Consider the following 20,118-nt stretch of genomic DNA (forward strand, 5'->3'; position numbering starts at 1 on the left):
GGAGTTGCTGTCAGTAGACAATGGGAGTCACCTTCTGTATGTCGATGATGGTCGGATGATTGGGGTCGCCGGTCAGACTGAGGACGACGGCGTTGCCGGTGGGCATGAAGGGGGAGTCGTCAGGCAGCCGTTTGGACAGCGATCCGCTGGAGCACAGCCCGCGCAGCTTTTCGAAGATGCCGCCCAGAACCGGGCGATGCATGCAGATCATCGTGGTTCGGTTTCCTGTCAGCAGGTCGGCCATCTGCCTGTCCAACCAGCTGTGGGCCTGTTGGGGGCGGCGATGGTAGGAGGACTCCGTCAGGCAGGCCACCATCTCCATGGGCAGGCCTACCTCGTCGGCGTAGGGTCGCAACGTCTGCACACAGCGGATCCAGGGGGAGGACAGGAGGTGGTCGGGCGCGAAGCAGGCCAGCTCCCGAGCCAGGGCGTAGGAGGTGCCGGCGCCCCTGGGGGTCAGAGGACGATTCGCGTCCTTGCCTGTCCACTCCTTGCGTGCCACTGCCTTACCGTGGCGGACGATGATCAACTGACGAGCCCGGATGCCGCCCTGCTCCACCCGAACCACGAAGGCATCCAGTATGGTTCTGTCGCTGGGGTGGGTCAATAGTTTGCGGGCTTCGGAGGCTCCGACCCATCGTATCTGGTCGACTTCCCTGGAATCAGGCCGGTGGATGGGCCCCAGCAGTGCGCTCTGACCGGAGGCGTGTTCCGAGTCGGTCAGCGTGGCCATCCAGTAACAGATATGTTTGAGCCTGCCGCCCTTGCCGCCCCGGCGTCGGCCCTCGTTGTTCAGGGGATATTCGGCATCTCCCAGGTATGGCCCCAGCCGGACAAGACAGCCTGTCTCCTCGCCCACCTCGCGCACGGCTGCCCGCATGTGGGTCTCACGATTCTCCAGCTTGCCCTTGGGCCAGCTCCAGTCGTCGTACTTGGGGCGATGGACCAGACAGAGCTCCAGCTCGTCAAGGTCGGAGCGTGGGCTGGCTCCCGGGGCCGCCCGGCCGTCGTCGCTGAATTTCATCCATCCCTGGAAGCTTGTGCGCCACCGGTAGAGGATGGCTCCGGCTGCCTCGACCGTCCTGCTCATGGCCGGGTGCCATCCCAATCGTCTGCCTTGGCGGCAGCCCTGCGGGCCTGGAGGCGTATCATCATCGCCTGGCCCTGGGGGTTCGTGCGTGACGGTCGATCAGGTACTCCTGCGAGTCGACCAAAGGCTTGCCCTGGTCATCGCGGCTGTGGCGCACGTAGGTGCCGTCGGGCTGCATGTGCCAGGAGCTGGTGGTGTCGGCCATCTGCAGATCCACATAGTCGATCAATCCCTGCACCTGCTCGGGCGCAGTGATGCGAACCAGCGCCTCCACACGGCGGTCCAGGTTACGGTGCATCAGATCGGCAGAACCTATCCAGACCTCAGGTCCGGCCAGGGGACCCTCGCCGATCTGAGGGCCTTGGGAGTTGGCGAAGGCGAAGATGCGGCTGTGCTCCAGGAATCGTCCCAGGATGGAGTGGACTCGGATATTCTCGCTCAGTCCGGGCACACCTGGTTTCAGGGAGCAGATGCCGCGCTCCACGATGTCGATGCGAACCCCGGCCTGGCTGGCTCGATAGAGGGCGTCGATGATCTTTTCGTCTACCAGGGAGTTAACCTTGATCCGTATCCACGCAGGCTTGCCGTTCAGGGCGGTCTCTTCCTCACGGGCGATCCGCTGCAGCAGCCCGGAGCGGACCGTGCGCGGGGCTACCAGCAGGCGGTGGAAGGAGGACTTGGGTGCGTAACCTGACAGCTGGTTGAAGAGCCGAGTCAGATCCTGTCCCACCACCGGGTCGCAGGTGAGCAGACCCAGGTCGGTGTATTGGCGGGCGGTCTTGGGGTTGTAGTTGCCGGTGCCTACGTGGCAGTAACGACGCAGGCCGTCCTGCTCCTGACGAACCACCAGGGAGAGCTTGCAGTGGGTCTTCAGCCCCACAATGCCGTAGACCACATGGACGCCGGCCCGTTCTAGCTGACGAGCCCAGGCGATGTTGGCCTCCTCATCGAACCGGGCCTTGATCTCGACCAGGGCCAGGACCTGCTTGCCGGCGTGTGCGGCATCCACCAGGGCATTGATGATGGGCGAGTTGCCCGAGGTCCGGTAGAGGGTCTGCTTGATGGCCAGCACTCGCGGATCGGCCGCCGCCTGTTCCAGAAAGGCCTGAACCGAAGTAGAGAAGGAGTCATAGGGGTGGTGAAGGAGGATGTCATGCTCGCGGATGGCGGCGAAGATGTCCTGGGCCTGGCTGGATTCCACCTCGGCTATCTGTCGGTTGGTAGTGGGAATGAAGGGGCGAAACTTGAGGTCGGCCCGGTCGATGGACTGTAGCTCGAACAGAACCGTGCAGTCCAAGGGGGCAGGCAGCCGATAGACCTCCTCCTGGTTGACCCGGAGCTTGCTGGCCAGCAGCTGGGAGAGGAAGGGAGAGGCGGAGTCGGAAATCTCCAGGCGGATGGGCGGTCCGAACCGCCGCTGCAGCAGTTCCTTCTCCATGGCATTGAGCAGGTTCTCTGCGTCGTCCTCTTCTACGTCAATATCTTCGTTGCGGGTGACGCGGAAGGAGCGGGCCTCTTTGATGATCATGCCTGGGAAGAGGTATTCCAGGTGGGCGATGATCAGGTTCTCCATGGTGATGAACCCGTAGCGCTCCTCCCGGCCCTCTTCGTCGGTCAGATCGTCCACAGGAACCAGACGGGAGAGGTTGTCGGGAATCTTGACGCGGGCGAAGTGGGTCTTGCCTGAGGTCGGGTTCTCTACCAGGACCGCCAGATTCAGGGAGTTGCCTGAGATATAAGGGAAGGGGTGGGCCGGGTCGACGGCCAGCGGGGTCAGGACCGGAAAGACCTGGTTGCGGAAGAACTTGGTGAGCCGTTCCTGCTCTTGGCTGCTCAGCTGTGGCCAGCTCAGAAGGATGATGCTTTCGGCGGCCAGATCCGGCAGGATGTGGTCGATGACATAGTGGGCATGCTCGTCTTGGAGCTTATGCGCTTGTTCGGAGATGGCCCTCAGTTGCTGACGGGGGCTCATCCCGCTGGCGGCCGTCACAGCGATGCCAGTGTCCACGCGACGCTTCAGACCTGCCACGCGGACCATGAAGAACTCATCGAGGTTGCTGGCAAAGATGGCGGCGAAGTTGGCGCGTTCCAACAGGGGCACGCTCTCGTCTTCGGCCAGTTCCAGCACGCGTTTGTTGAACTTGAGCCAGCTCAGTTCCCGGTCAAAAAAGCGATCCTCAGGCAAGGGCGAGACCGGGTGATCCGAGTGCTTGGATACGTGCCGTGCCTGGCCGTCGGTCTCGGCAATATGCTCCGCGATCTGGCTGCGTAGCAAGGCCTTGGAGGGTGCGTCAAATTTCTGAACCATACCATAGCACTTTATTCGCAGGTGCCGTCCTCTGCAATCGTTGATAACGCTTGTGGATAAATAGGAACGGCCCCCCGCAGGAGGCCGTTCCCACAAGGTCGGTCCAGATGGAATCTCTGCACAACATCATCGTTGCAACGGTCAAGTCTTATACACCCGTTCAACGTATCGGTCCTAGTGGCCATACACTTTGTGGGCTTCCGTATTCTCGAACCGTCCTTGTATATGCCATTATGCCAGTTTTCAGGCCGCTGGCAAGCATACCTGGCAGTTGGGGCGAAGAAAGTGGTCTGCTTGGTTTTTTGTGCGATTGCGTGCATTACGACAGGCTGAATACGCCAAGTTTGGAGGAATCTGTTGCTTCCCTGTGATTATCTGAGGCCTTTCATGGATACGGGCTCAAAAATACTGCAGTTTCAGGCGTGTCGTAACCTCGATGAATTCGTGCACAGTGAGGACGAAGCGATGTGGAGGCATAGGGTCATTCGACCACATAAGCCCGAGGGGCTGGTGCCGATGCCAGGGGGCGGATGTACTGGTAGCCATGACAGCAATGAGCATAGGCAGACCGCCGATGATGGTAAAAGACGGCATAAAAGGGCGAGAGCCTGACTGGGCCCCGCATTCTTTAAATTCAGTTGGGTTGCCTACTGAACACCGACCAGGGAGAGTGATGGGCGCGGTCCGACAGTTTGATTTTCCAGGATCCTCAGGATCGGATCGCTTGCAAGGCGAGGATGCCGTTCAGTTCAAGCAACCCATCCTGTCCGATCGGCGGATTGCGGGTGATGATGCTGAATATGAGTCCGCCGTGACCGGTCTGGTCTTTCTCTCGGCATCTGGAGGAATCGGGCTGACAACCATGACGGCTCTGATGGCCAAACAGCTTCGGGACATGGCCTTGTCATGCGCTCTGGTGGATCTGGACCTGGATGGCGGAGGGATGGATGTCCTGGTCGGCATCGAGGGGGCGCCTGGCATGCGGCTTGGGCGAATCCACGCGCCCCTGGGCCGGGTGGATCCTCAGGCACTTCGTGAAGAACTGCCGATCTGGGATGGCATCCCGCTGCTCAGCAATGATCCTTGGAGTGCCCCGCCACAGGGCTGGTGGGACCTGGATGCGGCAGTCAGCGCAATGGCTGGATTCGCTGATCTCTTGATGATTGATGCCGGTCGGGGCCAGGGTCTGGGTAATCTGCGCTCGCTGAAAGGGTTGCCTTCGCTGTTGATGGTGGACATGACCGTGCTGGGCCTTGCACGGGCGAAGGCCCTTCTCCACGCTCTGAACGGCCGAAGAGGTTCTGGTGATCGCGTCCAAGACAGTCCATTGATTTCATGCAGGCCCCCCATGGCTCTGATTGGCATGATGCCCACACAGCACCGGGTCAGTCATGGCGTCGACCCGGAACAGGCGGAGGATTTTCTGGGCCGATCGGTGGACGTGGTTCTTAAGCCGCAACCGAAGCTGTCGGCATCCGTTCTGGATGGACGTGGCCTGGAACGGGTGCCGCGTGCCTACGCACGTGCCCTTCATCCTTTGGCTGAGCGGATCGCAGGCATGATCGTCGTCGGGGAAAGAAAAGGAGAACGGATCTCTTCGCGCGAATCGGTTCGGTCTGGGGCTGTCAAATGATCATAGGAAGTGGGAAAAGCAATGAAGATCCATTCCCTGACGACGATTCTGATCAGCCGCCCTCTTTCGGGTACTTGGACGGGCTGACGAACGATCCTGCGGTGACTGACATCGCAGTGACCGGTCAGGGCAATGTCTGGATCGACCGAGGCGCGGGCATGGAGGAGGTTCTGCTTCGACCTGGATTTGCAGGCCCTCGAGCTGTGAGGGACTTTGCCGTGCAGCTATGCGCTCAGCTAGGACGTCGCCTGGACGATGCCCGGCCTATGGCTGATGCTTCCAGCAGGGAGGGGATCAGAGTCCACGCCGTGCTGGCCCCACTCGTTCCCGAGGGTGCCGCCATTTCCATCAGATTGCCCAACAGACATCCGCCAGGGCTGGAAGAGCTGGCGGCTGCCGGGCTGTGTCCCGCCAGCTGGCTCTTCATCCTTCGGGCGCTGGTGGTCAATCGGGCCAGCATTCTGGTAACCGGAGGCACGGGTGCCGGCAAGACCACACTCCTACGGGCCCTGCTTGGTATGTGCCCGCAGGAGCAACGGCTGGTCGTCGTGGAGGAGGTCCGTGAGCTTGGACGTATCGCCGGCCACAGGAATATGGTTTCCCTGGCTGCCAGAGAGTCCAACGTTGAAGAGGCGGGGGGTGTGGGGCTGGTCGATTTGGTCAAGGCCACACTGCGCATGCGGCCCGATCGGATCATCCTGGGCGAGTGTCGGGGTGAGGAGATAGCTGATCTGCTGCGGGCTTTCAATTCCGGTCATCGGGGTGGCATGGCAACGCTGCATGCCGACAATGTGGAACGCGTCCCTGCCAGGCTGGCGACCCTGGGGTTGCTGGCGGGGTTGCAGCCGAGGGCCCTGGCTGCTCTGGCGCAGGGGGCGTTCGATGCTGTTATCCATCTGGAACGTTCCGGCGGCCACAGACATATCGCTCAAATTGGTCGACTGACAACTGCAGCCGATGGCCGGCTTCTTGGGGAGACCGTCTGTACATGGACGGGCCGAGGGGCCGCTATATATGGAACGGCTTGGTCGAAGTTCGCCAGGCGGTGGGGCATTGTGACCAGCGCCCAGGCGAGCGCTCCGTAGTTGAGGTGGATTATGAATGATGAGACCGTGGCCTGGCTGGCTGCAATGATGACGGCTATTGCCTGTCTGGTCTTGCTTGCGCCTAGCGGCAGCGCAGCCGCACGACTGAAGGCCATGTCAGTCAGGCCCTCGAGGCAGTCGGATCGACCCGGTCTGGCGGTGCTGGTCACTTCCCTGCTGGCCTATGTCGACAATGGAGGCGGTCTGGTAGAGGCTTTCGAGGAGGCATCCGGGCGGCGGTTCGCCACCCAGGAGGTCACACGGGAACGTGTCATGGTCATGTTGGAGAACCGATGCTTGCCTCAGGAACGGGGGCCGACTTTGACAATTATGGCTCAGGCTCTGATGGCCTGCTATGGGCTCAGCGCCATCCTGGGCTGCCGGGCTTCTGATGGGCTGCGGACCGTGGCAGCTATGCAGAGGCGGCGGGCGGCTCTGGATGAGGCCAGAGAAAAAGCCTTTGCTGTGCCCAGGGCCACGATCCGCCTCCTGTCGACCTTGCCGGTATTGACCATCATCATGGGGGAGTTCATGGGTGCGCGACCGTTGTCCTTCCTATGTCGCCCAGGCCTGGGAACTATATGCCTGATCCTTGGGGTGGCCTTCTATGTTCTCGGTCTGGTTTGGATACATCTGCTGATGAACGATCTGGGCAGGGAGGATCTATGGATCTGAAACCACTGATTGCCGCTCTGTCGACCATACTGGCCTTGCTGTTGGTGGAATCCGACGGCCCGGGTGATCGATTAGCCGATGAGCAGGTCTCCACGCCATCCTTGAGCCTGGTATTGGCCTTGTTGGGAGTCGCTATTCGCCAGGGGGCCTCCCTGCCCAGGGCCTTGGGTGTGGTTGGCGGGCTGCTGCCAGGTCCTTATGGGCTTCGGATGGTTCGCGTGGCTCACCTGCTCGGACGTGGCAACGGATGGGAACTGTCCTGGTCGGGAGCGATCGGGGATCCTGATTATGGGCAGTCCATGCGAGTCCTGGCTGACTGTCTGGAGCCGTCCTGGCGTTTGGGATCATCACCTCTGACGCGGATCGAGACGACCTTGCGCCAGTTGGATCACCATGCACGCAGCGTGCTGGCCCGGGCCACGGCGACGATAACCGTCAGGCTGCTGGTGCCGACCGGGCTGTGCATTCTGCCGGCCTTCGTGCTGATCGGAGTCATCCCCTGCATTGCGGCCTTCGTAGGCGGGATGTCCTGAGGGCATGGAGTCCATACTGACACAGTTGTCCACAGGCTGCCGATGCAGGTCCACTCGTCCACATGCATCTGACAAGGAGACAGAGAGGGTCTGGAACGGGCAGAGTGAAAGGTATCGGATGCCGATTCTCTGAGGAACGGCCATTCGCCGGGGCGGGGAAGACGAGGAAAGGCAAAGGTGAGAACGATGACATATTCACAGGAGGTTGCGACGGTCTTCCATCTGCAGACCAGACAGGCAGGAGGGCAATTGGTGCCAACTGAGACATGGCCTGCTACCAGTGCCGGATCCCGGTGGTTGCAAAGAATGAGGCAGCGTTCCAACCGGTTCATGACGGCTCTGTACATTCGCATCAGCCAAGCTATGGACTCTGCAGCGAGTGCTCTGCGTGCGCGGATGGGTGTGGTGCTGGCCAGGCCTGAATCGGGGGCCATCACTGCTGAATACGCCGTGATCATGGTGGCAGCTGCCACGTTGGCTGGCGTATTGCTGGCCATCGTCAAATCCTCTTCCACGCGTACTTTGCTGATGGGTTTGGTGAAGAAGGCGCTCAGTGCCGCTGGCTGAAAGACGGTCCGAGTGGAGACGACGGTGGCGATCCGATAACGGTACTGTAACAGCCGAGTTCGCCATCGTTCTTCCCGCCGTCATGGTTCTGGCTCTCTTACTGCTGACGCTGACCCAGACGATCAGAACCGGCATGGTTTGTCAGGATGCGGCTAACGCGGCTGCCAGAGACCTGATCGTCACCCGGGGCAAGGGTGACCCCCAAGGGCTGGTGCATCGGATGGTCGGTCCGCATGCCCAAGTGAAGTTGAGCCCATCGGACGGGCAGACGGCAGTCAGGGTGTCATGCCCAGTGGCTTCCGGCCCCATGGGCGTGCTGCCTGCGCAGGTCCATGGCGATGCCGTGGCCATATTGGAGGAATGAGTCATGTTCGGACATGTCAGGAGGACGCGCGTGGAGCGTACCGGTTCGTGGCTAGGAGGTTCGGATCCTGGCTCTGGTACGGTTTTGGGCACCATGCTGATGGCTCTGGTTGGCCTGGGTCTGGTTCTGGCCGCCCTGCTGGGCAATCTCATGATCTGTCGGACACATGCACGCACCGGTGCCGATGTCTCGGCTCTGGCTGCAGCTTCCGCCCTGGACGAAGGGCAGGCGCAGCCCTGTACTCTGGCTTCCCGGGTCGCCCGTCTCAACCGCGGGGTCCTGACAGACTGCCAGGTGGATGGGAGCGACGTGAAAGTCTCGGTGGGGGTAGACACCGGAGTCTCGATGATGCCGCGTCTGGTCCAGTCGGCCCGGGCAGGGCCTGAGCCCTGTGAATGAGAAAAGGAAGCGTGGTCGGAAGCCTTAGGAAGGAAAGCGAACGTGTCTAAAGAAATGGATAGCCTTAAACCATGGCACTAGCACTCTATCGGCGGTATCGGCCTGACACTTTTGACGGCATCATCGGTCAGAAGCAGGTCACCGTGCCCCTTACCCGAGCTCTGGATGAGAACCGGTTGACCCATGCCTACCTCTTCTCCGGTCCCAGGGGATGCGGAAAGACCAGCAGTGCCAGGATTTTCGCCCGCTGTGTCAACTGCGCCAAGGGACCAACCAGCCATCCCTGCGGCGAATGCGACAGCTGCAGGGATCTGGCCACGGGAGGTCCCGGTTCCATCGACGTGGTGGAGATTGACGCCGCCAGCCATAATGGCGTTGACGATGCAAGGGAGCTCAGGGAGCGGGCAGGCTTTGCCCCTGTGCGTGACCGCTACAAGATCTTCATTTTGGACGAGGCTCATATGGTCACCCAGCAAGGATTCAATGCCCTGCTGAAGATCGTCGAGGAACCGCCGGAACACGTCATGTTCATCTTCGCCACCACAGAGCCGGAGAAGGTGATTGGCACCATCCGCTCCCGCACCCATCATTACCCCTTCCGTCTCGTGCCCCAGGAAGTCATGGGGCCTTATCTGGAGGGCATCTGCAAAAAGGAGGACATCAAGGCCGAGCCTGGTGTCCTCAAGCTGGCCATGCGGGCTGGAGGCGGATCGGTGCGTGACACCCTTTCTGTGTTGGATCAGCTCATGGTAGGCGCTGACGAGCACACCATCACCTATGATGCGGCTGTAGCTCTGCTGGGGTTCACTCCTGCCGCACTGATCGGCGAAGCTGTGGATACGCTGATCAACCACGATGGTGCTGGTCTCTACGGGGTCATTCAAAAGGTGGTCGTCGGCGGGTTCGAGCCCCAGCGCTTCGTTGAGGATCTGCTGGCCCATGTCCGCGACCTGCTGGTGCTCAAACTGGCGGGGGACCGGGCTGAAAGCGTGCTGAGCGAAGATGGCGACGACGACCAGGTGGCCGATCTGCGTCGGCAGGCGGATGCTTTGGATCTGCAGGTCCTGACCAGAATGGCCGACATCATCAATGATGCGCTGGCGGGAATGAACGGGGCCACTTCACCCAGGATGCGCTTGGAGCTGTTGGCCGCCAGGCTGCTGGCAATTGGCTGCGGACCTATGGAGCAAGCAACGGTTGCAGGGGGAGCTTCCACCGGTGGTGCGGCCCCGGCGCCCGCCCGCAGCGGGTTCATTGGCGCTGACAGGTCTCAGCAGAACGGTCGGCCGTCCAAAGCATCACAATCTGGTCGTGCTGACGGTGCTGTTCGCCCTGAACAGTCTGGCGGGGCGGGTTCGTCGTCTGCTGCGACATCCGCCACCTCGGCGGGGTCGCGGAACATGGCAGGTTCCCATTCCGATTCTCCCGCTGAGGGAAGGCAAGAAGGCGAAGGGCGGCCTGATCATTCCGGCTCTGCCCAACCCGAGCGCAAGGAAGTCCCCTCCTCGCCGGCTCGACAGCTGGTGGCGCAGCATGATGCTTCGCGCGGACCGGAAACAGAGATCCCGACCGGCACAGAGCTGGACAAGCGCTGGGATGCACTGGTGGCTGCCCTGCCGGATGAAGTACGCCAGTATGTGGTGCGGGATCGTGTGCCTACCGTGGCCATGAAAGCAGACCCATCGGGCCGCCAGCGACTGTCTATGACCTTTGACCGTCCACTCAGCCAGCATGCTTTCGCCATGGCTGTGGCTGCACAGTCGGTTGATGGGGAGACCAAGGTGCCGCGTATCGTCATGGTCCGCGCTCGCCAGGAGTTCGGACAGTCCACCATGATTGCTCCATCGGGGACGGCTGCCAACGGCGAGACTGTGGAGTCCGTCAACAGGATGTCTCCCCAGCGTCGTGCAGAGGTCAAAAAGGAGGTGGCGCTAGCGCGAGCCGGTTTGGCCACCATGAACCTTGGAGCGGCGGTTATGCCTCATGCGGCCACGGAACAGGGGCATGCCCCTAGGGAGATGACGGCATCTGCTGGTCATGAGGGTGGGACTGGAGCATCGGCATCGGAGGGGAGGTCCACCTCTGGAGAAGCTGCAGGAGACGGGAACTCCGACGACGCTCACCACCCAGTCGGCGGTCCGGTCCAGTCGTCTCCGGAACCGTTGCCGTCGGCGGGCTTTGGCTCCACTGCTTCGACGGTATTGCCAGACGATGATCCCTGGGCCCACCCCATGCCAGGGACTCATGCGAAGCAAAAGGTCTGGCAGCCCGGTGAGGGCAGCGACGGATCCAATGGTCAGAAAGACCATGAATCCAAAAAAGTAGCTCTGCCGGACATGACCGATGACACGGATCCTTGGGCCGTGCCCGCTTCCGGAACCAGCGCCGCAGCCTCTGCAGTGTCCTCCGACAGTCAAGGCCATGAAGCTTCTCAGTCGGTTGATTCATCCGGTCAGGGAGGCGTCTCGAGCGCCACCTCGGCTCCGACATTGGGAGCTGGATCGGTTTCCGGTGAAGGGGCCATGGCGACTGGCGCATCAACCTTGTCGGATGCACAGAGTGACGATCACGGTTCCGATGCTGTCGGTGGCTCGGATGGCCCCCAGACAATGGCAAAGGTTACCGGAGCTGAGGGCAGGAGAGTGCCAGCAGGCTTCGCTGGTCCGTCCTCCAGTGGTTCCGATCAGGATGGGGCCTCGCCTGCTGCAGTCTCCTCCCAGGCTTCAAGGCCGTCAGTGGATCCCGAGGACGATGTCTATTCCATGGACGATGCCAGACTCGGGGCGGACAATGCCATGAACCAGGATGAACTGACCAAATTGTTCGACGTGACCAAGGTGGAGGACTTTGCTGCTGACGACCCCCAGAATCCGATCAACGTCCAAAAGCGCCGGCAGGAACAGGCGCAGCGACAGGGAGGTGAATGATGGCTGCTACCTATGATGGAGCCATTCAAGAGCTGATCGATGCCTTTGCTCAACTGCCGGGCATCGGTCCCAAGGGTGCGCAGCGCATCGCCTTCTACATTTTGGGAGCCGATCGGCGTAGCGCTCAGGATTTGGCCGATGCTATCGTCGCCGCCAAGGAGAAGGTTCGGTTTTGCGAGATCTGCGGCAATGTCTGCGAGACCAGCCCATGCCCTATCTGCCAGGATCCGCGTCGTGACCGCAGCATCATCTGCGTCGTCGAGGAACCCAAGGATGTCATGAGCATTGAGCGGACCGGAGAATATCGGGGCCTTTATCATGTCTTGGGCGGGGCCATCGACCCTATGTCCAACGTCGGGCCTGGCGATCTGCGCATTCCCGAGCTCTTGAAGCGGTTGGGGACGGATCAGGTCAAGGAGGTCATGCTGGCCTTGGACCCCAACATCGAAGGCGAGGCCACCACCACCTACCTGGGAAGGCTGCTGGGCCCTCTGGATCTGCGGGTCACCAGGTTGGCCAGCGGTCTGCCCGTCGGCAGCGATCTGGAATATGCCGATGAGATCACCCTTGGCCGGGCGATATCCGGCCGCCGCGATCTGTAAGGCCTGCGGTCACTGATTCGCGGCTTCCCCGGCTGCCGTCAATGTTTCGCATATTGGTGGAGGGGGTCTGATAGAACGGTGTCGTTCGTATAATCCATGTAATCAACATGTTGCAGATGATGGTCTAGTGGCTTAACCGTCGCGGGATGGAACAGCAGTGGCACTTATCGTTCAGAAGTATGGCGGGTCCTCGGTGGCGGACTCGGACTCCATCAAGCGTGTGGCCAAGCGCATCATTGACACCAAGCGCGCTGGCAATGACATCGCTGTGGTGGTTTCCGCTATGGGGGACACCACTGACGATTTGATTGACCAGGCCATGGATGTGGATTCCAATCCTCCTGCCCGAGAGATGGACATGCTCATGACGGCGGGTGAGCGCATCTCCATGAGCCTGCTGGCCATGAGCATCCATGCGCAAGGCGAGCGCGCCCACTCCTTCACCGGTTCGCAGGCAGGATTCATGACCGATGCCCGCTACGGCGCAGCCCACATCCGCCATGTCCGACCTCAGCGTGTCATGAAGGCCCTGGACCGAGGCGAGGTGGGAATTGTGGCGGGCTTCCAGGGGGTCAACCCCGATGGCGACGCCACTACCCTGGGTCGTGGCGGCTCGGATACCTCGGCTGTGGCCCTAGCCGTGGCACTCAAGGCGGATGTCTGCGAGATCTATACCGATGTGGATGGCGTCTTTACCGCCGACCCGCGCATTGTGCCCACCGCCCGTAGAATCGCCCGCATTTCATACGAGGAGATGCTGGAGATGGCGGCCGGCGGATCCAAGGTGCTGGCCTTGCGCTGCGTGGAGTATGCCCAGCGCTTCCGCATGCCCATCCATGTGCGCAGTTCCTTTTCCCATCGTCCAGGCACGCTGATCATGCCCGACGATGTCGATGCTGACAAGATTCCCAATTTGGAGACCGGCCAGCTGCCGGATCGCCCCGCCGCACGCGCTGACAAGTGACGGGATATGACGGAAGGAAGGACATGACCAACGGCGAATCCATGGGTGACCTGTTCCCGGACCTGAATGGCCCTGAGTCACCCATCATCTCAGGGGTTGCCCACGACCGCAGTGAGACTCAGGTCAGTCTGCGTGCTGTGCCCGACCGACCTGGCGTGGCCGCACAGCTCTTCACCATCCTTGCCGAGGGCGGCATCAACATCGATATGATCGTCCAGGCTGGGGCGGCTACCGGCACCGTGGACATCTCTTTCACGCTCCCGTCCGCTCAGGCTGATCAGGTGGTCCCCATGCTGGATGACTCCCGCGAGCAATTGGGGTTCCGGTCAGTGGACATCAATCCCGAGGTGGGCAAGGTGACCCTGGTGGGCGTAGGGATGAAAACCCATTCGGGCATCACCGCCACCTTCTTCCGGGCCTTGAGCGACCGACATATCAACGTGCTCATGATCTCGACCTCCGAAATCCGCATCTCCGCCCTGGTGCCCATCCAGGATCTCGACGAGGCGGTGCGGGCCATCCATACGGCCTTCCACTTGGATGCCGATCAGGTCGAGGCGGTCGTTTATGGCGGCACGGGTCGCTGAGCGAGAAGGAGAGAGCAATGACGGATAAGGCTGATTTGGCGAACAACGGACGTCGTGGCATCAATGTAGCCGTTCTGGGCGCCACAGGTCAGGTAGGCATGGTCATGCGCCGCATGCTGGACGAACGGGACTTCCCGGTGGCTGACTTGCGATTCATGGCCTCGTCCCGGTCTGCCGGAGAGCAGCTGCGCTGGCGTGACAGGACCATCACGGTCGAGGATGTTGAGCAGGCCGACCTGAGCGGGATCGATCTGGCCATCTTCTCTGCCGGTGGCTCGACTTCAGGAACCTGGGCTCCTCGCTTCGCTGAGGCCGGGGCCTACGTGGTCGACAACTCCTCCCATTGGCGGATGGATCCCGAGGTCCCCCTGGTGGTGTCTGAGGTGAACCCCGAGGACCTGGATCTTATCCCCCGGCGGATCGTGGCCAATCCCAACTGCACCACCATGGCCTGCATGCCGGTGCTGAGCCCCTTGGCCAAGGCATACGGTCTGCACCGCCTGATCGTCTCCTCCTACCAGGCCGTGTCGGGGGCTGGGCGTGCCGGCGTCCTTCAGCTGCGCGACGAGGCCAAAACCGCCGTGGAGCAGGGCGCTGACCGGCTGGTCTTCGACGGATCGGCCATCGAGTTTCCCCCGCCCACCAAGGTGGTGCGCACCATTGCCTTCAATGCCGTACCTTGTATAGGCGACTTGGTCGATGACGGCAGCGGGGAGACCGACGAGGAGCAGAAGCTGCGCAATGAGAGCCGCAAGATCCTGCACCTGCCTGATCTGGCCGCCTCCTGCACCTGCGTGAGGGTAGGGGTCTTCACGGCCCACGGTATGAGCATCAATGCCGAGTTCGAGCACGATGTGACCCCTGATCAGGCCCGTGACCTGCTGTCCAAGGCCCCCGGAGTAAGTCTGGCGGAAATACCCACTCCACTGGACGCAGCCGGCAAAGATCCCAGCTTCGTGGGACGCATCCGCCAGGACCAGGCCGTGGAAGGCAAGCGGGGATTGTCTATGTTCGTGGCCAATGACAATCTGCGCAAGGGCGCTGCCCTCAACGCCGTGGAGATCGCCGAGCTGATCGTCCGCAAGCATTTCGCCGACAGGATCTGAGATGACCGCTTTGTCTGTGGGGCACCGATTAGACTGGAGACCATGACCAGATCTTCCCAAGAAGTGCAGCGGCAACTGGATCGGATCGTGGCCCTGGGCTATCCGGATGTGGCGGACATCAGCGCCGCCGCCTTCAGAGCCTTGGCCCAGCCCCTGATCTCCGCGCTGGAGTCCACTGAGCTGGGCGAGCAGATCCTGCTCATCCCTACCAGGGAGCTGGTCTCGCCCGAGTCGCTGATCGCCCGGACCAGCATCAATCGCATGGCTGGTTTCACCACCATGCCCCCGCGCGACATTGCCAGCTTTCTGCCCCAGAACGGGTTCGAGCCGCCCGAGGGTCCCTTTTACATCGTCCTGGAGCCGCATACCGGGACCTGCTACACCAACCGCGAACCCGACGTGGCCCGCAAACTGATCGACTCCGACGACCGCCTCCCTCTGACCTTGGAGGAGGGGCTGGCCATCGCCACCCAGCATCCCGACTGGCTGGCGGTCAAGAACGGCTTCAACCTGCTGGGGTCCCACAGCGCCGATGGGCGCGTGCCCAGCATCTGGATGAGCCAGAACGCCCCCCGTCTGGGTTCGGTCTGGCCCAACTCGCGCCACACCTGGCTGGGTAACGCCTACTGCGAGGGTCGCCGCGGCGTCTCCCTCTTCCAGTGAATCTCTTCCGCTGAATCTTATGAATCGTATGCAGTGAGCACTCTGTCAGCGCTTGCATCGCGTGGTCTTTGCATTCTTGGCAACCTCGCCAATTATGCCTGACTCCGCGCGCTCGCCTTCCGCTGCGTCGTAATGCGGACCCGGACCGCATGTCCCGGCCCTCCTCCGGTAAGATAATGACACCCCCGGTACGGTTTCAGCCTGCCCGAACACCTATAGCCGGGTGACATTGTGGTTTCCGACGAACGAAAGAAGGAGGAGAGATGGATCAGGATCGTGCATCCGTGTTTGATCTTGCGGCCCAGGCCGCGGCGTCCAATGGAGGGAACAACGACCTGCTGCTGCCTCCCCCCAGGTTTGTGGGTTCGCCGCAGAAGCCCAGCGCCATGCCCTACACCAAGTATGTGGCCTACAACAAGCAGGTCCCCTTTGACTATCCGCAGCGCACCTGGCCGGGCAAGACCCTGAAGCGGGCGCCTCGCTGGTGCTCGGTGGATCTTCGCGACGGCAACCAGGCCTTGGTCGATCCCATGGATTCCGAGCGCAAGCTGAGATTCTGGAATCTGCTGATCTCCATGGGCTTCAAGGAGATCGAGGTGGGCTTCCCCTCGGCCTCCGAAACCGATTATGACTTCATCCGCCTCCTGATAGAGCGCGAGCTGATCCCTGACGACGTGACCATCGTGGTCCTGACTCAGGCCCGCGAGCATCTGATCCGCCGTACCTATGAGGCCCTGCGTGGAGCCAAGAGGGCTGTGGTCCACTTCTACAACTCGGTCTCGGTCCTGCAGCGGGAGGTCGTCTTCCACAAGGACAAGGCCGGCATCAAGCAGCTGGCCACCGACGCGGCCGAGCTCTGCCGCTCCCTGGAGGCCGATGCCGGGGGCACCGATCTTTCTTACGAGTACTCGCCCGAATCCTTCTCTGGCGCAGAGCCTGAGTACTCCCTGGAGGTCTGCAACGCGGTCATCGACGTGATCCGGCCTACGCCGGAGCACCCCATGATCATCAACCTGCCCAACACCGTGGAGATGACCACCCCCAACGTCTTCGCCGACGAGGTGGAGTACATATCCACCAACCTCAAGGACCGGGATGCGGTGGTGCTCTCCCTGCACCCCCACAACGATGAGGGCATGGCTGTGGCAGCCACCGAGCTCAGTCTGCTGGCCGGGGCCGACCGGGTCGAGGGCTGCCTGCTGGGCAATGGCGAACGCACCGGCAATGTCGACATTTGCACGGTGGGGCTGAACATGCTGGTCCAGGGGATCGACCCCCAGCTGGACTTTTCCGACATGCCCGGCATCCGTCGGACGGTGGAGTACTGCAATCAGATCGCCGTCTCCGAGCGTCACCCCTATGTGGGCAACTTCGTCTTCACAGCCTTCTCTGGCTCCCACCAGGACGCCATCAAGAAGGGTCTGGATGCCAGGCAGCAGGCGGCTCTGCGTGCCAACGCCAACCCCGACGACTTCCTTTGGCTGGTGCCCTACCTGCCCATCGATCCCAAGGATGTGGGCGGCAACTACGAGGCCATCATCCGGGTCAACTCCCAATCGGGCAAGGGCGGCATGGCCTACCTGCTCAAGGCCAACCACCATCTGGATCTGCCCAAGCGCCTTCAGGTGGAGTTCGAACGACTGGTCCAGAGCTATGCCGACAGGACCAAGCGCGAGGTCAAGGATGCCGACATCTGGCGGCTCTTCAAGGACGAGTACCTGCCCGTGGAGGCCGGCGGAAGCGTGGTCGGCGGCGAGTCCATGGCTGATCAGCGCGACGAGACCCTGCAGCAGTGGGGACGCTTCAAACTCCTGAATGTGGCAGTCACCTCCGGCGAGGACGGCTCCGACACTGTTCTCGATGCCACCCTGCTGGACCGGGGACTTGCCCCAGGCGATCCTGAGGAGCGCCGTCGTGTTCAGGGGCATGGGAACGGTCCTATTGCGGCCTTCCTGGATGCACTCAAGTCCCTGGATCAGACCGTTTCGGTTCTGGATTACGCCGAGCACGCTATGACCGCAGGCACGGATGCCCTGGCCGCCTCCTACGTGGAATGCCGGGTGGGCGAACCGGCCAGGTCCCGGGTGATCTGGGGCGTGGGCATCGATTCGTCCATCTCCACCAGCTCCCTCAAGGCCATCATCTCGGCCCTCAACCGCTTCCAGCGCGGCTAGCGGTCATAGGGGATAAAAAGCAACCCCAGACCAGCTAGACCAGCCTTACGGTCCGATCCGAGCGCAGCTGATTCGTCCGGATCGGACCGGTCTGTCCGGACAGCCTTACTGTTGGGATGACTCTGACCCGGAGTTGCCCTCGGTGGTTCCGCCGTTGCCGCCTTCGGCCCCGCCTCCATTGCCTGAGCCCGAGCCGCTGCCGGCTCCTGACTCCTCCTGCGGGACTGTCTGCTGCTGGTTGCGCTGCTGAGGCACGTATTCATAGTTGTAGTTGCGCCTGGGCGTATAGGAGTAGCTCGGCTTATACCCGGTGCCCCAGCTGCCGTCCGGTCCGCCGATCTTGCCATGGTCCTCGGCCGCAGGGAAGCGCTCCACCGGGCTGTTGCCCAGGGCCGACTTCATGTACTGGGTGAACAGCTGGACCGGATAGAACTCGTTCTGATAGACATCAGGCACCTTGAGGGCACTGCCATCCTGACCTTGGTTCCAGACGGCGAACGTGGTCAGAAGCGAGGGGGTGAATCCGATGAAGGAGATGGCTGTCTGATCGTTGGCTGTACCTGTCTTGCCGGCGATGGGCCGGCCCAGGGAACGTGCGTAGGAGGCGGTGCCGTACTGAACCGTGGTGGTCATGGCTTTCTGCAGCAGGGCCACCTGGTCGGCATTGAAGACCTGGTCCGACTGGATGGCCGCGGTGTAGAGCTCCTGATCCTTGGCGTCCTTGACCTGGGCCACCAGATGCAGCAGGGGTCGCTTGCCCCCGTTGGCCAGAGTGGCGTAGCCCTGGGTCACGTCATAGACCGAAAGAGCATCCAGACCCAGGGTGTCGAAGGTGGTCGTGTCGTCGATCTTGCCGGTGATGCCGGCCGTATGTGCCAGCTGGGCCGTCTTCTGGGAGGTCACGTGCTCGCCCAGATCCATGAAGACCGTGTTGACCGAGTTGGCGAAGGCCGAGTAGAGGTTGATGTACCCGTAGCTGACCTGCCCGGCATTAGCGACGGACTTGCCCACGCTGGAGAAGGTGCGTGGAGAGTTGCCGTTGAAGACCGTGTTGAGGCTGACCCCATCCTGGATGGCCCCTAACAGGGTGTAGGCCTTCATGGTCGAACCCACCTGGAAGGTGGCCTGGTCCACATTGTTGAGCTGGTGGGTCAGATAGTCGTCCCCCGCGTACAAGGAGATGATGGCACCGGTCTTGGGATCGACCGAGAGCCCTCCGGTCTGCAGGGTGGGTGGCTGGTGCTTGTTGCCGGTGGTTGGACTGGCCACCTGGAACATCAGATCCTGTTTGTCTTTCTGAATGGTGGTGATGATCCGGTAGCCGCCCGTGTCCAGGTCGTCTGCCGTGAAGGGGGCCTTTTTGCCGGAGGACAGCTCGTTGCGGACCATGCGCAGCAGGTAGCCGTTGGGCCCCTGGTAGACGTTCTCTGGCGAGTACTTGATGGTCTGCGGCATCTGGGCGCCGACCCGGTCTTTGTGGCTGATGTAGTGGTCCTCTTCCATGATGCCCAGCACCCGGTGGAAGCGCGATTCGGCCTGCTTGGGGTTGATCGCCGGATCCCAGGAGGCCGGGGCGGGGATGATGCCGGCCAGCATGGCCGACTCTGGCATGGTCAGGTCCTTGGCGTCCTTGCCGAAGTAATTCTGGGCGGCGGCCTGGATCCCGTAGGCGCCGCGGCCGAAGTAGATGGTGTTCATATAGTTGCACAGGACCGTGTCCTTATTCTCGGTCCTGGAGATCTTCAGGGAGAGGATGGCCTCGCGCAGCTTGCCCTTGTAGGAGGTGGTCTCGCCCAGATAGTAGCGCTCGGCGTACTGCTGGGTGATGGTGGATCCGCCCTGTCGGGTGCCCTTGGTCACGTTGTTGAGCAGGGCCCGGCCGATGCCCTTGAGGTCGATGCCGTTGTCCTTATAGAAGGAACGGTTCTCCGAGGCGACCACCGCATTGCCCACATACTTGGGAAGGACCGTGCAGTCGATGATTTCCCGATTCTGGTCGGCGTAGGTTCCGATGGGGGTGGTGCCGTCCGCATAGTAGACCGTGGTCTTTTGCGCCAGGGCCTGCTTCTCCGGCGGGATGATCTCGGTGGTCGGCTACAGGTAGGCGAAGGCCGCCGCCCCGGCGACCAGCACCAGTCCCAACAGGGCCAGGATCCACTTAAGCACACGATGTGACTTGCGACGTCGTCCCCGGCGGGGCCCGTTACCCCGGGGGTTCCGGTCGGCATGCCGCGAGGTGGGGATGTCGGTGCGATTGCCGCCCCCGCGCGACCCGGACTGGGCCCTGCGGGTGGGCGAGGTCGAACTGACTGAACGAGTCTGATTGGCCATGCCAACCACGCTATCCGGCAGGGCTGAAAACTGTTCGACCTAGGGCTGAACGTTCATCATTTTCGTACGTTTGTGCCCTCCCTGGAGGTCTGTCCTGCCGGCTGGCACGC

General features: G+C 61.9%; 18 protein-coding genes. 14 read left to right on the forward strand and 4 right to left on the reverse strand.

All coding sequences use genetic code 11. The features are described 5' to 3' along the window. Positions 1-10: 10 nt before the first annotated feature. Together CI601_RS07660 and CI601_RS07665 are read right to left on the reverse strand one after the other, a co-directional pair. Positions 11-1,090: an NUDIX domain-containing protein gene (locus CI601_RS07660; protein WP_183129811.1), complete on the reverse strand. Its 1,080-nt coding sequence runs from the start codon at positions 1,088-1,090 to the stop codon at positions 11-13. A gap of 61 nt (positions 1,091-1,151) precedes the next feature. Continuing rightward, positions 1,152-3,398, reverse strand: coding sequence for an RNA degradosome polyphosphate kinase (locus CI601_RS07665; protein ID WP_024626981.1), 2,247 nt, complete (start codon positions 3,396-3,398; stop codon positions 1,152-1,154). 673 nt (positions 3,399-4,071) lie between these two features. On the opposite strand from CI601_RS07665, the gene CI601_RS07675 reads away from it, so the two are divergent. The 14 genes from CI601_RS07675 to leuA all read left to right on the forward strand — a co-directional run bounded on the left by CI601_RS07675 (position 4,072) and on the right by leuA (position 17,677). After that, on the forward strand, positions 4,072-5,031 hold the full coding sequence (locus CI601_RS07675; RefSeq protein WP_121914963.1) for a hypothetical protein: 960 nt from the start codon (positions 4,072-4,074) through the stop codon (positions 5,029-5,031). After that, the gene (locus CI601_RS07680; RefSeq protein ID WP_121914964.1) at positions 5,028-6,116 is read left to right on the forward strand and encodes a CpaF family protein; all 1,089 of its coding nucleotides are present in this window, start codon (positions 5,028-5,030) and stop codon (positions 6,114-6,116) included. The genes CI601_RS07675 and CI601_RS07680 overlap by 4 nt, the downstream gene beginning before the upstream one ends. A 12-nt stretch (positions 6,117-6,128) precedes the next feature. Beyond that, positions 6,129-6,791 (forward strand): hypothetical protein, encoded by a 663-nt coding sequence (locus CI601_RS07685; protein ID WP_121914965.1) that lies wholly within the window; start codon positions 6,129-6,131, stop codon positions 6,789-6,791. Continuing rightward, positions 6,782-7,324 (forward strand): pilus assembly protein, encoded by a 543-nt coding sequence (locus CI601_RS07690; RefSeq protein WP_121914966.1) that lies wholly within the window; start codon positions 6,782-6,784, stop codon positions 7,322-7,324. Before CI601_RS07685 ends, CI601_RS07690 begins: the two co-directional genes overlap by 10 nt. A gap of 306 nt (positions 7,325-7,630) precedes the next feature. Next, a complete protein-coding gene (locus CI601_RS07695) occupies positions 7,631-7,891 on the forward strand; it encodes a DUF4244 domain-containing protein (protein ID WP_081709245.1) in 261 nt (86 codons plus the stop codon). After that, positions 7,878-8,255, forward strand: coding sequence for a TadE family type IV pilus minor pilin (locus CI601_RS07700; protein WP_121914967.1), 378 nt, complete (start codon positions 7,878-7,880; stop codon positions 8,253-8,255). Before CI601_RS07695 ends, CI601_RS07700 begins: the two co-directional genes overlap by 14 nt. Before the next feature lie 3 nt (positions 8,256-8,258). Next, a complete protein-coding gene (locus tag CI601_RS07705) occupies positions 8,259-8,654 on the forward strand; it encodes an Rv3654c family TadE-like protein (RefSeq protein ID WP_121914968.1) in 396 nt (131 codons plus the stop codon). A gap of 71 nt (positions 8,655-8,725) precedes the next feature. Further along, a complete protein-coding gene (dnaX, locus tag CI601_RS07710) occupies positions 8,726-11,581 on the forward strand; it encodes a DNA polymerase III subunit gamma/tau (RefSeq protein ID WP_121914969.1) in 2,856 nt (951 codons plus the stop codon). Then, positions 11,581-12,183 (forward strand): recombination mediator RecR, encoded by a 603-nt coding sequence (recR, locus tag CI601_RS07715; protein ID WP_015022549.1) that lies wholly within the window; start codon positions 11,581-11,583, stop codon positions 12,181-12,183. The genes dnaX and recR overlap by 1 nt, the downstream gene beginning before the upstream one ends. Positions 12,184-12,340: 157 nt before the next feature. Continuing rightward, positions 12,341-13,147 (forward strand): aspartate kinase, encoded by an 807-nt coding sequence (locus CI601_RS07720; protein ID WP_024626971.1) that lies wholly within the window; start codon positions 12,341-12,343, stop codon positions 13,145-13,147. Positions 13,148-13,170: 23 nt separating this feature from the next. Next, entirely contained in the window at positions 13,171-13,734 is a 564-nt protein-coding gene (locus CI601_RS07725) for an ACT domain-containing protein (RefSeq protein ID WP_015022547.1), read from the forward strand. 17 nt (positions 13,735-13,751) lie between these two features. Next, positions 13,752-14,840 (forward strand): aspartate-semialdehyde dehydrogenase, encoded by a 1,089-nt coding sequence (locus tag CI601_RS07730; protein ID WP_121914970.1) that lies wholly within the window; start codon positions 13,752-13,754, stop codon positions 14,838-14,840. Positions 14,841-14,882: 42 nt separating this feature from the next. Continuing rightward, positions 14,883-15,503 (forward strand): DUF5701 family protein, encoded by a 621-nt coding sequence (locus CI601_RS07735; RefSeq protein WP_024626962.1) that lies wholly within the window; start codon positions 14,883-14,885, stop codon positions 15,501-15,503. 263 nt (positions 15,504-15,766) lie between these two features. Next, positions 15,767-17,677 carry a 2-isopropylmalate synthase gene (gene leuA, locus CI601_RS07740; protein ID WP_121914971.1) on the forward strand — a complete coding sequence of 637 codons (1,911 nt, stop codon included), beginning with the start codon at positions 15,767-15,769 and terminating at the stop codon, positions 17,675-17,677. Positions 17,678-17,782: 105 nt separating this feature from the next. On the opposite strand, the gene CI601_RS07745 is transcribed toward leuA, so the two are convergent. Together CI601_RS07745 and CI601_RS08570 are read right to left on the reverse strand one after the other, a co-directional pair. Further along, positions 17,783-19,759, reverse strand: coding sequence for a transglycosylase domain-containing protein (locus CI601_RS07745; RefSeq protein WP_310886181.1), 1,977 nt, complete (start codon positions 19,757-19,759; stop codon positions 17,783-17,785). A 12-nt stretch (positions 19,760-19,771) separates the two neighbouring features. After that, positions 19,772-20,008 (reverse strand): hypothetical protein, encoded by a 237-nt coding sequence (locus CI601_RS08570; protein WP_259465357.1) that lies wholly within the window; start codon positions 20,006-20,008, stop codon positions 19,772-19,774. Positions 20,009-20,118: the final 110 nt, after the last annotated feature.

The sequence above is a fragment of the Bifidobacterium sp. wkB344 genome, assembly GCF_003688305.1.
Taxonomy (GTDB): domain Bacteria; phylum Actinomycetota; class Actinomycetes; order Actinomycetales; family Bifidobacteriaceae; genus Bombiscardovia; species Bombiscardovia mizhiensis.

Coding starts and splice junctions, on each gene's coding strand:
- CI601_RS07660 (WP_183129811.1), bottom strand. CDS start 1,090: ATGAGCAGGACGGTCGAGGCAGCCGGAGCCATCCTCTACCGGTGGCGC.
- CI601_RS07665 (WP_024626981.1), bottom strand. CDS start 3,398: ATGGTTCAGAAATTTGACGCACCCTCCAAGGCCTTGCTACGCAGCCAG.
- CI601_RS07675 (WP_121914963.1), top strand. CDS start 4,072: ATGGGCGCGGTCCGACAGTTTGATTTTCCAGGATCCTCAGGATCGGAT.
- CI601_RS07680 (WP_121914964.1), top strand. CDS start 5,028: ATGATCATAGGAAGTGGGAAAAGCAATGAAGATCCATTCCCTGACGAC.
- CI601_RS07685 (WP_121914965.1), top strand. CDS start 6,129: ATGAATGATGAGACCGTGGCCTGGCTGGCTGCAATGATGACGGCTATT.
- CI601_RS07690 (WP_121914966.1), top strand. CDS start 6,782: ATGGATCTGAAACCACTGATTGCCGCTCTGTCGACCATACTGGCCTTG.
- CI601_RS07695 (WP_081709245.1), top strand. CDS start 7,631: ATGAGGCAGCGTTCCAACCGGTTCATGACGGCTCTGTACATTCGCATC.
- CI601_RS07705 (WP_121914968.1), top strand. CDS start 8,259: ATGTTCGGACATGTCAGGAGGACGCGCGTGGAGCGTACCGGTTCGTGG.
- dnaX (WP_121914969.1), top strand. CDS start 8,726: ATGGCACTAGCACTCTATCGGCGGTATCGGCCTGACACTTTTGACGGC.
- recR (WP_015022549.1), top strand. CDS start 11,581: ATGGCTGCTACCTATGATGGAGCCATTCAAGAGCTGATCGATGCCTTT.
- CI601_RS07725 (WP_015022547.1), top strand. CDS start 13,171: ATGACCAACGGCGAATCCATGGGTGACCTGTTCCCGGACCTGAATGGC.
- CI601_RS07730 (WP_121914970.1), top strand. CDS start 13,752: ATGACGGATAAGGCTGATTTGGCGAACAACGGACGTCGTGGCATCAAT.
- CI601_RS07735 (WP_024626962.1), top strand. CDS start 14,883: ATGACCAGATCTTCCCAAGAAGTGCAGCGGCAACTGGATCGGATCGTG.
- leuA (WP_121914971.1), top strand. CDS start 15,767: ATGGATCAGGATCGTGCATCCGTGTTTGATCTTGCGGCCCAGGCCGCG.
- CI601_RS08570 (WP_259465357.1), bottom strand. CDS start 20,008: ATGGCCAATCAGACTCGTTCAGTCAGTTCGACCTCGCCCACCCGCAGG.